Origin of the sequence: Pueribacillus theae (assembly GCF_003097615.1) — a bacterium.
GTDB lineage: Bacteria > Bacillota > Bacilli > Bacillales > UBA6769 > Pueribacillus > Pueribacillus theae.
This window is the reverse complement of sequence record NZ_QCZG01000001.1, coordinates 88,767-103,611: the sequence shown is the minus strand read 5'-3', so window position 1 is coordinate 103,611 and position 14,845 is coordinate 88,767. Positions and strand designations below refer to the sequence as shown.

Here is a 14,845-nt window from a genome sequence, read left to right as displayed (position 1 = left end):
ATATAAAGATTCTATTGCTAAGTCTGTCAATTTATGACGAGAACCTCCAAGTTATTTTGATCAAAACACACTAATTTTGTCACGTAAAAATAAAGCTTATTTCTGTGCAAAGCAACGACTCATGATCAAAAAAAAAACACAACAAATGAATGTCGTGTCTTGTGAAAATCTATTTCATTTAAAATCGCTTTGTAAGGAACGCCTATTGATTGAATATCCCGCCTATCTTCTTCTCCGATTTCTATTTCTTAAAAATGTTGGGATATCAAGCGTTTCGCCTGTTTCTTGATAGTTGCTTCCGAACCTTCTATCTTCAGTTTGTTCTTTCTCTTCTTTTGGGGATTGCTGAGCAGCTGGTGATTTCGGTTGAAGCTTAGGGCGGCTATCCGGTTGTTTTTGTCTCATATCTTTCTCATCAAACCCTGTAGCTATAACAGTTACAAGGATTTCTTCTTTAAGGTTTTCATTTATAACAGAACCAAAAATCATATTGACATCTTGATCCGAAGCTGAAGAGACAATATCAGCCGCTTCGTTGACTTCATATAGACTGAGGTTAGAGCCGCCGCTAATGTTCATTAATACACCTTTTGCCCCATCAATGGATGTTTCAAGAAGCGGGCTTGAGATAGCCTTCTTAGCGGCATCTGCAGCACGGTTCTCACCTGTTGCAATACCAATTCCCATTAATGCTGTACCCTTTTCCGTCATAATCGTCTTCACGTCGGCAAAGTCTAGATTAATTAATCCGGGAACCGCAATTAAATCTGAAATGCCTTGGACACCTTGGCGAAGAACATTGTCGGCTTCGCGGAATGCCTCAAGCATCGGTGTGTTTTTGTCAACAATTTCCAACAGCCTGTCATTCGGGATAACGATAAGCGTATCTACTTTTTCTTTAAACACGCTAATGCCGTTAACCGCTTGATTTAAACGTTTTCTTCCTTCAAATGTAAAAGGCTTTGTTACGACTCCGACTGTTAACGCCCCAATTTCCTTTGCAATCTCTGCAATGACCGGTGCGGCACCAGTTCCTGTACCGCCTCCCATACCAGCGGTAACAAATACCATATCCGCGCCGTTTAGCGCTTCTGCAATTTGCTCTTTACTTTCTTCTGCAGCCTTTTTTCCGATCTCGGGATTGGCGCCTGCACCAAGTCCTCTTGTTAATTTTGTTCCAATTTGAAGCTTTGTTTCCGCCAACGATAGATTTAAAGCTTGGGCGTCGGTATTAACAGCAATGAAATCTACGCCTTGGACACCATGTTCAATCATACGGTTTACTGCATTGCTTCCCCCGCCGCCGACGCCAATTACTTTAATTCTTGCTAATTGATGAACATCCATATCGAATTCTAACATGTTAGATCCTCCTAAGTTTTGAAAATCATACAAGGCCAATGCTTAGTCAAAAAAAGAGCCAAACCAGCTTTTTACTTTCGTTCCTATGCCGGGAACATGTTCTTCCCGCTTTTTCTTCTGTTCAGCTGGTTTCTTTTTTGTTTTCACACTATTTTCACTGCTTATTGCTGCGGCCACTTCTCTTCCTTGGACTTTTATATTTCGGTAAGTAAACTGGATTAAACCAACGCCAGTTGTATATTGCGGTTCTCTAACGCCAAGATAGTCAGGAGAAGCAAGCCTAACATTGTTTTGGAGAATATGGTGGGATAATTCAAGGATTCCCGGCAATGCAGCAACTCCACCTGTTAAAACATATCCGCCGGGAAGGTTTGTATACCCCATCCGTGCTATTTCCTCATCGGCCAATTCCATGATCTCAGAAGCCCTTGCTTCAATGATATGAGAAATTTCAAATTGGTTAAATTCCTCTTCAACCGAGCTGCCAATTCTAGTAACCTTAAAGACTTCTTCTTCAGATGACAGATCAATAAAAGCATGGCCGTGTTTTAATTTGATTCTTTCAGCTTCTTCCATATTAATTCGAAGCCCGACGGAAATATCTTTCGTAATATGTTCCCCGCCTATTGGAATGACATTTGTTTTTTGTAAACTTCCATCTTCAAAAACAGAGATTGTCGTACAACCTCCTCCAATATCAATCAATGCCACTCCCAAATCTTTCTCGTCTTTTGAAAGGGCTATTGATCCTGCGGCAATTGGTTGTAAACAAATATCGGCAATGATTAATCCAGCCCTTTCTACACACCTCAGCAAATTATGTAAAATGGTTTTCGAGCCGGTAATAAGTGTGCCTTCCATCTCAAGCCGAACGCCAATCATCCCTCTAGGATCATTAATCTCATCTAGTCCATCAACGATAAATTGTTTAGGGATCACATCGATAATTTCTCTTTCTGGAGGAATGGACACTACCTCTGCGGCATCAATGACGCGCATAACATCTTCGTTGCGAATCTCTCTGTCTTCACTCGATACAGCAACAACTCCGTGGCAAGGCTGCAGTTGAATATGGTTGCCACCAACTCCTACAATGACCGAATCGATTTGTACGCCGACCATTCTCTCAGCCTGTTCAATTGCTTTTTTTATCGAATGGACTGTTTCATCTATATCGACTATGGCTCCTTTATTTATTCCATTTGAAGGAGCCGTTCCAACGCCTATAATGTTTAAAGAATCATCTACCATTTCACCGATGATTACTTTTACATTGGATGTACCGATGTCTAAACTTACAAATATATCATTGTTGCTCAACCTAGGGCACCACCTTTATCTTTTGATGACTCCTTTTTAAGAGGTAGTTCAAAAAGTCCGGAGGCTCACAGGATGTGAGTCAGTTCGACGTTATCACAGGACGTGATGCTTTTTAGTCGAACTTCCTTATAGAGGGCTGCGAATCTCTACGTCAGCTTGCTCTTCCGCTCCTCACGTATCCTACAAACATACGCTGCGGTGCTCAGAACTACACTTCCTCGACCTTCTTGCCTCTCGTTGTCCTCCTTTTTGAACACGCACTTTAAATATTTAATCGATAAAGCGAGACTTCCGTCAGTGGCGGTTTTCTTCATCCCCACTGATTCTTTGATTACGGAAAGTATTCCACATGGAAAGGAGCAATCCTTTTTTTTCATGAAGTTTTTCAAACGTTTTTTCGTTTTTCAGACCAACGTGCAAGAAGAATACGGCGTATGATTGCAATATTATTAAACAATCTGACACCAAACGCAAAAATTGCGGCTAAATACAAGTCTACACCAAGATTAACACCTAGAAAAGCTAAACCTGCAGCAAGCAAAATATTGGAAAAAAATCCAGAAATAAAAACACGATCATCAAAAGTTGACTGCATATGTGCACGAATGCCGCCAAACAGAGTATCCAAAGCGGCTAACACGGCAATTGATAGATATTGTGTATATTCTTCCGGCACTCGCAATTCAGTTGATAACCCTAAAAAAATGCCAATTAATAGGCCGAGTAGCGGAAGCCACATTATGAATCCTCCTTATACTGTTTCATCTTTTTTATATTTAATTGACGATCGTATGCAGATATTTCCACTTTATTTTTTAACCTTGCCGTAATCGACAAATTTTCCTCAGCAAAATCATCTGTAATTTTTGATGCTTTCATTTGATCAAAAAGTTTTACCGCATCTTCCGAGATGATTCTAATTTCAATTGGCAAATCCGGTAGTGGACGATTGTTCACATACGTTTCCCCGTTTACTTCTCTAATGGCAGTTGTTGTGATAACTCGCTGATTTGATATTTGCATTTGGCTTGTTCCAAAGGAATTCAATTGATTCATAAGCCTCATAAGAAGTTCTGGTTGAAGTGTAGGCACTTCTTCTCCAATCAATTCTTCTGAGAATAGCGGTTCAATATTCAAAATAACGCCTTTTCCTTCTACATCAGTAAAGCCTGCTTCCTCTTTCATATGTTCGATTGCTTCTTTCATCACTTGAGTTCTTTCTTTTTCAGGATTTTGCCTGTATTGATTTAATAGCGTTTGATATTTAGCAATTTCGGAGTTTAATTTCACTTGCTGTTTCTTTTCTTTTTCTAAATCCTCTCTTAATTCCCAAATATTCCTTGTATCCCGTTCGATTGGCTTTTTAACTGTTTGAAATTGAACAGCAAGCATAAAGCCAAGTATAATCGTACTTAACGTAAAGACAATGATTGATTGCGGCTTCAAGCCTCTCGCCCTTTCTTGCACGTTGGAGAAAATATAAATTTCCAGCACGGGAGTGAATCGACGCAGCAGCAAATTTTATGTCCTAAGCATAAGCTGCGAACAGAGTGAGTCAGTGAGCGCTGTACTCTGTGTGTACCATGCCTCTGTCTTCGCCTTATAGGCTGCCAATCGGCTAATTTTCTTTACTTAAAAACGGCTCCATTACAATTTCATTTTTCTTTTCAATCGTAACTTCAATGCCATTTTCAACAAGTTGATCTTTTAAATTTCCTTTAAGGTTCAGTGCTGCCTCCATCATTTCAGGATCGCCAATCCCAGCGATTTCAAATGGAGCAAAGTACTGGTTCCCATCTACTTCTACGACTGGCCCGATACACAGTATATATGAATTATGTGCAATGCGCTGACCGTTAATTGAGACGGCTTCGGCTCCCGAAATGAACAATTCAGAAATTACTTTTTGAATATGCTGTTCATGAACGATGTAGTGGTTAGGATTATCTTGTTCAGGGATATAGGATGCATCTCTAAGCGAAACAATCACACCGGGGCCTTTTACTTTGACATTTCCAGTGATCATCCTTAAGTTGTCAAGATCATTCACTAGTTCGGATGTTATCTGTTCCTGCTTAGCTTGAGATTTTTCTATTTCCTGTACTTCTTCTTGAAGTTCTGTTAATCGTTCAATTAACAAAGAATTATTTTGTTGGACAGTTAAAATATCGTTTCGAAGTTTATCTTCCTTTTCCCATTCTTTTTGAGACACTTGGCTAGGCAACTGCTCTTTTACTGTAACTTGATACGAAAACGCTACAATAAACCCTACCAACAAAAGTACAAGGGAATAAATAACATGTTTACCCTTCACTTTCAACCTTAGCTGCCTCCTCGGTTTCGAACGCTTCAAAATAGGAGCTGACATTTATGTGAATAATACCTTTTTTTCCTGGTTCAATCTCGCTGACAATAGATGGATATTTTTTCATGTTTTTGGAAAAATCTCTTATTGATGTTCTTACTTCGAAACCGTCGTTCATAAAAATAATTAAATCGTAAGAGACAGTTTCCGATGGCGCATGATTAATTTCTGAAATTCTTTGAATAAGGCTTTGGGGCAGTTTCTTTAACTCTGATGCTAATTCTTCAAGCTTCTCTTCTTTCAAATCGATAAGAATCGGGGCGTTCACCGGTATTTGTTTTGATGATAATTGATGAATCACTTTGCCGTTTTCAAGAATAGGGTAAAATGTATCTTTCTCTTTTAAGTAAGCAACTCTTGAAAATTCATTCACTTCGATTGAAAGTACGTTTGGAAGCTTTCTTTCTATCGTAACGTCAGAAATTTGAAGATTCGCTGCGATTATTTTCTTTTCCAATTCTTTCGTATTAATATTCCAAAAGCTTGTCTCTTTCGATAATCCCCCTGATTTCAAAATCGCTGAATTTGTAACATAATGGTTGCCATTAATCTTTATTTTTCCAACTTTACTTAATGGAGATTGTAAGTAAACGACAAGCAAAATCAACAAAAAAAAGATTGAAATATAGAGAATGAATCTTCGATTTGCTTTACGTTGCCGCGCTGCCTTTAATTTAGGAATACGGTCTTCTATCGTAACGACCTTCCCATTTTTCATAAGTTTTCCTCCGTAAACGAAGTAACGCAAAAAAAATGCATTTCCCACTCATTATAACACAATTATTTAGGTGAGTTCGTTGCATTCTTAATGAAATTTAATTTTAATATTTACGTAAAAAACCAAAAAACACCCTTCAAAATTTGAACTGCACCCCAATTGTTAGACATACCTAACAATTGGAGGTGCAGTTTTTTAATGGCCAAATTTACTTCAGAAGAAAAGTTACAAGCCGTCAAAAGCTATCTAAATGGGATGGAAGGGTACAAAACAGTGGCTAAATCCATTGGTGTTAGTTCTGGTGTTCTCCACAATTGGATTAAACAATATGAGTTCGCTGGTGAGGCGGCTTTCGATAAGCCCTATACAACCTTCTCCCCGCAGTTTAAAATGGATGTACTTAATTATATGGTCGAACAAGGGACATCCATTAGGAAAACGGCTGCGATATTTAATATCCCGGCACCGTCAACACTTTTTAAATGGAAGACTGATTTTGAATCCGGAGGATTGGATGCCCTCAAACCAAAGAAAAAGGGGCGTCCAACCATGAATAAAAACTCAAAGAAACCAACACCGGCAGAAGGATCTGTAGAAGCACTCCAGGAGGAACTAGAACGTTTACGTATGGAGAATGCGTATTTAAAAAAGTTGAATGCCTTAGTTCAAAACAAGGAAAAATCACCAAACAAGACAAAGCGCAAGTAGTCTATGAATTAAGGCATGAATTTCCGGTGAAAGCACTTTTGAAGCTCGCAGAAATCCCTCGAAGCACCTATTATTATTGGGTGAAAAACATGGGGAAGCCTGATCCAGATGCACAGTTGAAGAAGATCATTCAATCTATTTATGATGAGCATGAAGGTCGTCTTGGCTATCGCCGTATTCGGGACGAATTAAGGAATCGGAAGCTCAAGATAAACCACAAAAAGGTTCAGCGTATCATGAAGGAATTAGGCCTGAAATGCCTGGTACGTATGAAGAAATACCGTTCATACAAGGGAACGGTCGGTAAGATTGCCTCCAACATTTTAGACCGCAATTTCAAAGCTGATAAACCAAATGAGAAATGGGTGACCGATATTACTGAATTTAAACTGTTTGGAGAGAAGCTTTACCTATCATCGATTCTCGATTTATATAACGGTGAAATCATTACCTATACATTAGGTTCTAGACCAACGTATTCCCTTGTTTCCACTATGCTGGATCAAGCTTTTGAAAGGTTAAAGGGAGAGGAAAACCTTCTCATTCATTCCGATCAAGGCTGGCACTATCAGATGAAGAAATACCAACTTTCCCTAAGCGAACGTGGCATCACACAAAGTATGTCCCGTAAGGGAAACTGTTACGATAACGCCGTGATTGAAAGTTTCTTTGGGATCATGAAATCAGAATTTCTCTACCTAAAGGAATTTGAAAGTGTAGAGCACTTTAAAAAGGAACTAGAAAAATACATAGATTACTATAATCACAAACGGATTAAGGCAAAATTAAAGGGCATGAGCCCGGTACAATACCGAGTTCATGCCCAGTTAGCCGCCTAACGAAATACCCGTGTCTAACTTTATGGGGTCACTTCAAATTTCGAAAGGTGTTTCACCGTTAAGGGTCGCCAACAACTTCTACTTCTGTTTCTAATTCAATATCGTATTTCTCTTTAATTGTTTTCTTCACTAATTCAATTAAATCAAGAACGTCCTGTGCTTTCGCAACTCCTTTTTTAATGTTTACAATAAAATTTCCATGCATTTCGGAAATTTGAACACCGCCCATTTTTGTGCCTTTAAGGCCGGCCCTTTCAATTAACGCACCTGAATGTTCAGGGAGCGGGTTGCGAAATACGCTTCCACAGCACGGGTCATTCCACGGCTGTGTTTCGCGCCTGTAGTCTTTATGCTTTTTCATTAAAGCTGTAACCGTTTCTTTGTCATCTTCTTTAAGTTTCATTTCTGCTTCTACGACAATTCCGGGTTCGCTTTGCAAGATTGATGTCCGGTACGAGAATTTCATCTCTTCATTGGAAAGCCATCGCATCGATCCATCAGGATATAGAACGTGAACACGCGTTGTAATCTTTGAAATGTCAGATCCATGGGCGCCAGCATTCATATAAACCGCCCCCCCGACTGAACCGGGGATGCCGCCTGCAAACTCGAGGCCTGACAATCCTTTTTTACTTATCAATGTGGCAAGTTTCACGAGTGGATATCCCCCGCCAACTTTGATTGTTTCACCCGTTATTTCCAAATGTTCGATTCCTTTTGCAAGGTTAATGACAACACCTTTAATCCCGCCATCCTTTACCAACAGATTCGAACCGCGTCCAATGACGAACCATTGTATGTTTTCTTCACGAATGAAAGCCATTAACCGCTTCAAGCTTTCGATATCTTTCGGCTCTACATACAGTTCTGCAGGGCCGCCGATTTTTATCGTTGTATGGTTCGCAAGCGGTTCATCTAATAGCACTTTACCGATGTCTGCGTCTATTAATTTTTCCGCTAACTTTTCCATAATTTCTTCCTTCCTTATCATAAATTAATATCTTGCATACCGGCTTATATTCAATAAAATACCAATGCTGAAAAGCATGAGCGTTAGTGACGATCCGCCGTAGCTAAGAAACGGAAGCGTGATTCCTGTTACCGGCAATAAACCAATGACAACACTGATATTTATAAACACTTGAATCGCAAGCATGCCGATAATTCCAATCGCAAGAAAGCTGCCAAACAGGTCAGGTGCCCCGCTTGCAATACTAATCCCCCGCCAGAGCATGATACAGAAAAGAGCAAGTACAAAAACGCCGCCTAGAAAACCTAGTTCTTCAACTAAAACAGCAAAGATAAAATCCGTTTGCGGCTCAGGCAGATAAAAAAATTTTTGCCGGCTTTGCCCTAGTCCCAAGCCCATCAATCCTCCCGGACCAATTGCATAAAGGGATTGAATAATTTGAAAGCCGCTTCCCAACGGATCGCTCCACGGATCAAGATAGGAAGTGATGCGCTTAATCCTGTAAGGGGCTGATATAATGAGTCCGGCCAAACCGATTAAACCGATAAGCCCTAAGCTAAAAAAGTGTAAAATTCTCGCTCCGGCAATAAAAATCATGACAATGCACGTGCATACCATGACAGCCCCTGTCCCTAAATCTGGCTGAAGCATGATGAATGCGAATGCGATGAGTACGAGAGACAGCGAAGGGATAAGCCCTTTTCGTAATGACGTGATCTTTTTTTGGTGCTGCGACAAATACCTAGCTAAAAAAATGATCATCGCTATTTTCATAAACTCAGAAGGTTGAATCGAAAAAGCACCTACTCCAAGCCAGCTTCTTGCCCCGCCTCTAACGAGCCCAACCCCGGGGATTAATACGAGAATAAGCAAAATAAAACATATAATGAGCAGCACCTTTGACCATTTTTGCCAAACCCAATAGTCAACATTCATTATAAAAAACATTGCAAAGACACCAACGCCTGCAAATAAAAGTTGGCGTTTCGCAAAAAAGAAAGGATCATGAAATCGGAAATCTGCCCATATCGCACTTGCGCTATAGACCATAATTAATCCAATTGTTAATAGCAAAAGTGTAGACACAATGAGTAAATAATCAGGCTGAGCCTTTTTCTTAAACATGCGAAACACCTCGAAATCGCGTCGTTTTCGCAACAAAAGCTGCTCACGTAACAGCCTGTCACACTTTTAATTTATGCACGCTATTAACAAACATGTCTCCTCTTTCTTCAAATGTTTTGTATTGATCCCAGCTTGCGCAGGCAGGAGATAACAGAATAATGTCACCTTTATCGGAAATGCGATAAGCGGCATCGACCGCTTCTTCCATATTCGAAACAATTTTCGTATGCTGTATTCCTGCTTTTTCAGCCACTTCTTGAATTTTTTTACGCGTTTCGCCAAATGAGACAACTGCTTTTACATGTTTTTGTAAAATAGGAATAAGCTCATCAAACCCATTCCCGCGATCAAGCCCGCCAGCTAACAAAATGACCGGCTCATGAAAAGCCGAAATGGCTTTTTCTGTCGCTAAAAGGTTTGTTGCCTTTGAGTCATTATAAAATTTCCTCCCATTCAGCGTTTCAACATATTCTAGCCGATGTTTTACGCCATGAAAGGTTGTAAGCACCCTTTCAATCCATTCGTTATCAATCCCTACAAGTTTTGCTGTGGCAACGGCAGCAAGAATGTTTTCGAGATTATGTACACCAGGCAATGCAATGTTTGAAAGTGAGATGACCGGTTCATGATTGAAATAGATCTCTCCGTCTTTTATGCACGCACCAATCTCCAGTTGTTTTTTTCGTGAAAAAGGGATGCACGTCGATTCGCTTGTTGCAACAATTGCTGAAACAAGTTCATCATCTGCATTATACACAAGAAAATCTTCTTTTGTTTGATTCCTAAAGATTTTTGCCTTTGCCGCTACATAAGCATCTTTCGTACCATGATAATCAAGATGGGCATCGAAAAGATTTAATAATACAGCGATTTTCGGCCTGAATTCGATTGTGCCCATTAATTGGAAGCTTGAAAGCTCTGTTACGATGATCGAGTCCGCTTCTGCAGTTTCAGCAACTTCAGAAACAACGGTGCCAATGTTACCCGCTGCGAGAGGTTTTTTTTCACCGCCGTTTAACATTTCGGTAATTAGCATCGTTGTTGTCGTTTTCCCATTGGAGCCTGTTATTCCGATAAGTTCGGCTTCAGATATTTTCCAAGCTAATTCTACTTCCGTAATAACAGGTATGTTCCTTTCTATCGCTTCTGCGATTAACGGGTTGTCATAGCGGATCCCCGGGTTTTTAACGATAAGCTCAAAATCTTTTTCAAGCAGAGAAAGAGGATGGGAGCCGCAAATGACTTCTATTCCCATTCGTTTCAGTTCTTTTGCTTGGGCGTTCTCTTCAAGAGGGACGATATCATTCACAACAATGTCCGCCCCTAAGCGATCGAGAATTCTTGCGGCGGCATAACCGCTTTTTGCCAAACCGATGATTAAAATCTTTTTTCCTTTATAATCGTTGTTATTTTTCATGCTACATCCACACCTCTAAGTAAATTCCAAGCGCGGCAAAAAGAAAGCCAACAAGCCAAAACGTCGTGACAACCCGCCATTCAGACCAGCCTGACAATTCATAATGATGATGTAATGGCGTCATTTTGAAAACCCTTTTGCCTGTTGACTTGAACGAAATCACTTGAATAATAACGGATACTGTTTCAATAACGAAAACCCCGCCGATGACAACAAGCAACAGTTCCATCTTTGTTAAAATGGCGATGGAAGCTAGTGCTCCACCCAGTGCTAATGAGCCTGTATCTCCCATAAATACTTTTGCGGGATGGGCATTGAAAACGAGAAAGCCTAACACAGCCCCGACAACTGCTGTACAAAATAACGCAATGGATAATTCTGACTGATTCCAACTCAAAACCGCAAATGTTCCGAAGGCAACTGCCGCAGTTCCTGCCAACAATCCATCAAGCCCATCTGTCAAATTAACGGCATTCGAAGCGCCGACGAGCATAAAAATAATGAGAAGAGGATAGAGCAGCCCAATATCATAGGAAAGATCCGTTCCGGGAATATTGAGAGTTGTAGGATGCCCAATCGCTCGTAAGCCAAAATAAAAAACAATCGCGATAAATAACTGGCCCAGCAATTTTTGTTTCGAAGTTAGACCTAGGTTTCTTTTTAAAACAATTTTTATAAAATCGTCTATAAATCCAATAAGCCCAAAACCGAGCGTGACAAAAATGAGCAAGAGGGCGGCGGTTGAAAACTCAGAAGCTCTCGCAATGGCTATACTTGCTGTAACAAGCCCTGCTAACAAAATAATGATCCCCCCCATTGTAGGGGTTCCGGCTTTTTTCTGGTGAGATTTTGGCCCTTCTTCACGAATGCTTTGGCCGAATTTTAATCGTCTTAAAAAAGGTATAACGATAGGTGATAAAATAACAGCAATTAAAAAAGCTGCCAAAAGTGTATAAACTAGCGTTTTTTCAAGCATTTTTTAAAAACCCCTCTTTTCACTCGCGACGAACCAATTTTTCCCGGTACAAACCGTCCGCAAGACCTCTACTCATGGAAGTCTCACTTTATCGATTAATGTTTCAAGCTTCATGCCGCGCGATGCTTTAAAAAGAACAACCGTTTCACTTGTAAGTAAAGGTTCAAGATGGGATTCTGCATCTTCTTTCGTCTCGCATAGAATCACTGTTCCGTTCCATTTTCGCTCTTGAAGCGCCTCTCCAATCCATTTTCCTTTTTCCCCTACACAGATAACAGTTTGAACGTTTTCCCCAATTGAATTGGCGACGCTTTGATGAAGCTCTTTTTCTTTTTCACCTAATTCATACATATCGCCCAAAACAGCAACCTTATTATTATATTCAGTTAGCAGCTCAAGCGATTCAATCCCGGCCTTCATTGATGAAGGGCTCGCATTGTATGCATCATTAATAAGCAATGAATCATTTTTTCCTTTTATGCGCTGAAGACGCATTGCTGTCAAAGTTGTGTTCTTAAGGCCTTTTTGAATGTTAAGATCGCTAATTCCAAGTTTTCTTGCGATGACGATTGCATAAACAGCATTTTTAATATTATGTTTTCCAAGCAAAGGCAAATAAAATTTTGTTTCTTCATGATTTAATGTAAAAAACTGGCCATCTTCATTTCCTGAAACATTTTTAATGACAACATCACAGTTTGATCCATATCCACAAGTAATGACATTCGTTTCGTTTGCGATGGGCTTTAGAATCGGTTCATCTCCATCCATAACCGTTACTCCATCACTTTTTAAGCCGTCACGAATTTCCATTTTAGCTTCTGCGATTTTCTCACGGCTGCCCAGTTGTTCAAGATGGGACTCGCCTATATTTGTAATCACCGCATAGTCAGGCTTTGCAAGACGGCTTAAAAATGAAATCTCGCCTAAATGACTCATCCCCATTTCCAAAATGAGGACCTCACAATCCTCTTTCATTGAAAGGATCGTAAGAGGCATCCCGATATGATTATTATAATTTCCCATTGTTTTAAATGAATGAAATTGTTGTTCAACAAGTGAAGAAATTAAATCTTTTGTCGTTGTCTTTCCGTTGCTGCCGGTAATTGCCACAACATACGGCTTTACCATTGAAAGGTAACGTTCTGCGGTTTTTTGCAATGCGATTGTTGTGTCTTCAACTAAAATGATAGGAAAGTCCATTGGAAGGCCCGGCGGCAACAGCTTATCTTTGTTCCAATAACTTGCGACAGCACCGTTGCTTATCGCTTGCAGCAAAAAATCGTGACCGTCAAAACGCTCACCTTTTATAGGGATAAAGAGCCCACTCCTCACTTGTTGCCTGCTATTTATAAATATACATTCGATTTGTCTTGAGTCATTTGACTTTCCATTCACCAATTCGCCTAGCGATTCAAAAAAAGATAGCGGCTGATTCATAACCTTGACTCCTTTATCGCATCTCTGGCAACTTCACGATCATCAAAATGATAGATGTTCTTGCCGATAATCTGCTCCGTCTCATGACCTTTTCCAGCAACTAAAATGACATCATCCGGCTTCGCTTGCTGAACAGCATAGTAAATGGCCTCTCTTCGATCAACGATCGTAAGATAATCACCTTCTACATTTGCTGTTATGTCGTGCAAAATTTGCTCAGGATCCTCACTTCTCGGGTTGTCGGAAGTAAAAATCGCACAGTCAGCATATTGCATGGCGATCTCTCCCATGATCGGCCGTTTTGTTTTATCCCGATCACCGCCGCAGCCAACGACGACTGTCATTTTCCCTTTCGCAAATTCCTTAATTGTTTTTAAAACATTTAATAAGCTATCAGGCGTGTGTGCGTAATCAACAAGCACAGTGTACGGCTGGCCTTCATCAATCAATTCGAAACGGCCTGGCACACCTTCCATGCTTTCAAGACTTTGCTTGATCGAACGAAGGGATATGCCAGATGCCAGACATGCGGAGACTGCGGCTAACGCATTATAAACGCTAAAAGTGCCGATTAATCGCATATTGATGTCAATATCCCCAAATGGCGTACAAAGCAAAAAATTAGTTCCAGCGCCTGACAATTTTATATTTTTTGCTGAAATATCCGCCTCTTTTTCGATTCCATATGTGACTACTTCTGCTGCCGTAATCGTTTTGTAATAGGCTGAAGCTTCATCGTCATTATTTAAAACAGCAACTTTCCTCTGACATTTACTATATGTATTTCCTAGCTGGGAAAAAAGAATTCCCTTTGCTTGTTTATAAGCTTCCATCGTTTTGTGGTAGTCCAAATGATCCTGAGTTAAATTTGTAAAAACAGCGATGTCAAAGTCACAGCCTCTCACCCTGCCTAAATGAAGGGCATGTGAAGAAACTTCCATTACTGCGGCTTTCGTATCTCCTTCAACCATTTCGGAAAACATTTTTTGGAGAGTAAGTGATTCAGGGGTTGTGTTTGCTATGTCTCTTTCAACACCGTTGATTTTTGTATTAATCGTCCCAATTCTTCCTGTTCTTACTCCGCTGTCTTCTAATATTTTATCGATCAAATACGTTGTCGTTGTTTTTCCATTTGTGCCTGTGACGCCTATTACATTTAATTTTTTTGTAGGATATTCATAAAATACATCTGCAAGAATGGCCATCGCACGCTGCGAATCTTTTACTAAAATCGTAGGGACATCTAAGTTGACCGGACGCTCAACAACGAGTGCGACCGCTCCTTTCGAAACCGCCTCTTTGGCAAAATCATGTCCATCAACCGTAAATCCGTTGATACATATAAATAGATCATTTTGATTTACCTTGCGTGAATCCATTTGAATCGAATGAATTTCCGGATTCCCTTTTTTTAACCATTTTTTCACAAGTAAATGGCCGATCAATTTTTCCAGCTTCATGTATCCCAGTCCTCTCTGAAGCAATCTATATCCATTTGGTTAAGGTTATTCGTCAAAAACGATGGAGTAAATGGCTTACTCCACCGTTTTTGGCAAATAATCAGTTGTACGGCCTTGGGTGAATGTAAGTTTAGAAGGTAATTTA

General features: G+C 40.1%; 13 protein-coding genes. 1 reads left to right on the top strand and 12 read right to left on the bottom strand.

Going from position 1 to position 14,845, the window contains the following annotated elements; translation table 11 throughout:
- Positions 1–222 precede the first annotated feature (222 nt).
- From ftsZ to DCC39_RS00530, 6 genes are all read right to left on the bottom strand, one after another.
- On the bottom strand, positions 223–1,362 hold the full coding sequence (ftsZ, locus tag DCC39_RS00560; protein WP_116552923.1) for a cell division protein FtsZ: 1,140 nt from the start codon (positions 1,360–1,362) through the stop codon (positions 223–225).
- A gap of 42 nt (positions 1,363–1,404) precedes the next feature.
- A complete protein-coding gene (ftsA, locus tag DCC39_RS00555) occupies positions 1,405–2,682 on the bottom strand; it encodes a cell division protein FtsA (protein WP_116552922.1) in 1,278 nt (425 codons plus the stop codon).
- 385 nt (positions 2,683–3,067) lie between these two features.
- Entirely contained in the window at positions 3,068–3,421 is a 354-nt protein-coding gene (locus DCC39_RS00545; RefSeq protein WP_116552920.1) for a small basic family protein, read from the bottom strand.
- Positions 3,421–4,128 carry a DUF881 domain-containing protein gene (locus tag DCC39_RS00540; RefSeq protein WP_116552919.1) on the bottom strand — a complete coding sequence of 236 codons (708 nt, stop codon included), beginning with the start codon at positions 4,126–4,128 and terminating at the stop codon, positions 3,421–3,423. Before DCC39_RS00540 ends, DCC39_RS00545 begins: the two co-directional genes overlap by 1 nt.
- 172 nt (positions 4,129–4,300) lie before the next feature.
- A complete protein-coding gene (locus DCC39_RS00535) occupies positions 4,301–4,996 on the bottom strand; it encodes a DUF881 domain-containing protein (protein ID WP_338066526.1) in 696 nt (231 codons plus the stop codon).
- Positions 4,986–5,765, bottom strand: a complete 780-nt coding sequence (locus tag DCC39_RS00530) for a cell division protein FtsQ/DivIB (RefSeq protein WP_116552917.1) — start codon at positions 5,763–5,765, stop codon at positions 4,986–4,988. The genes DCC39_RS00535 and DCC39_RS00530 overlap by 11 nt, the downstream gene beginning before the upstream one ends.
- A 198-nt stretch (positions 5,766–5,963) precedes the next feature.
- Here DCC39_RS00530 and DCC39_RS00525 point away from each other — a divergent pair.
- Positions 5,964–7,312 (top strand): IS3 family transposase gene (locus tag DCC39_RS00525; RefSeq protein WP_116552916.1). Its coding sequence is split into 2 segments (ribosomal slippage): positions 5,964–6,408 and positions 6,408–7,312, totalling 1,350 coding nucleotides; the frame shifts between segments, so codons are not numbered across the junction.
- 58 nt (positions 7,313–7,370) lie between these two features.
- Here DCC39_RS00525 and murB read toward each other — a convergent pair.
- The 6 genes from murB to DCC39_RS00495 form a co-directional block, all read right to left on the bottom strand.
- Positions 7,371–8,282 (bottom strand): UDP-N-acetylmuramate dehydrogenase, encoded by a 912-nt coding sequence (gene murB / locus DCC39_RS00520; protein ID WP_116552915.1) that lies wholly within the window; start codon positions 8,280–8,282, stop codon positions 7,371–7,373.
- Between the two features lie 24 nt (positions 8,283–8,306).
- The gene (gene spoVE / locus DCC39_RS00515) at positions 8,307–9,407 is read right to left on the bottom strand and encodes a stage V sporulation protein E (RefSeq protein ID WP_116552914.1); all 1,101 of its coding nucleotides are present in this window, start codon (positions 9,405–9,407) and stop codon (positions 8,307–8,309) included.
- Positions 9,408–9,465: 58 nt separating this feature from the next.
- Entirely contained in the window at positions 9,466–10,824 is a 1,359-nt protein-coding gene (gene murD / locus DCC39_RS00510) for a UDP-N-acetylmuramoyl-L-alanine--D-glutamate ligase (RefSeq protein ID WP_116552913.1), read from the bottom strand.
- 1 nt (position 10,825) lies between these two features.
- Positions 10,826–11,800 carry a phospho-N-acetylmuramoyl-pentapeptide-transferase gene (gene mraY, locus DCC39_RS00505; protein ID WP_116552912.1) on the bottom strand — a complete coding sequence of 325 codons (975 nt, stop codon included), beginning with the start codon at positions 11,798–11,800 and terminating at the stop codon, positions 10,826–10,828.
- A gap of 72 nt (positions 11,801–11,872) precedes the next feature.
- Complete coding sequence (locus tag DCC39_RS00500) at positions 11,873–13,240, bottom strand: UDP-N-acetylmuramoyl-tripeptide--D-alanyl-D-alanine ligase (protein ID WP_116552911.1); 1,368 nt, start codon at positions 13,238–13,240, stop codon at positions 11,873–11,875.
- Complete coding sequence (locus DCC39_RS00495) at positions 13,237–14,700, bottom strand: UDP-N-acetylmuramoyl-L-alanyl-D-glutamate--2,6-diaminopimelate ligase (protein ID WP_116552910.1); 1,464 nt, start codon at positions 14,698–14,700, stop codon at positions 13,237–13,239. The genes DCC39_RS00500 and DCC39_RS00495 overlap by 4 nt, the downstream gene beginning before the upstream one ends.
- Positions 14,701–14,845 lie beyond the last annotated feature (145 nt).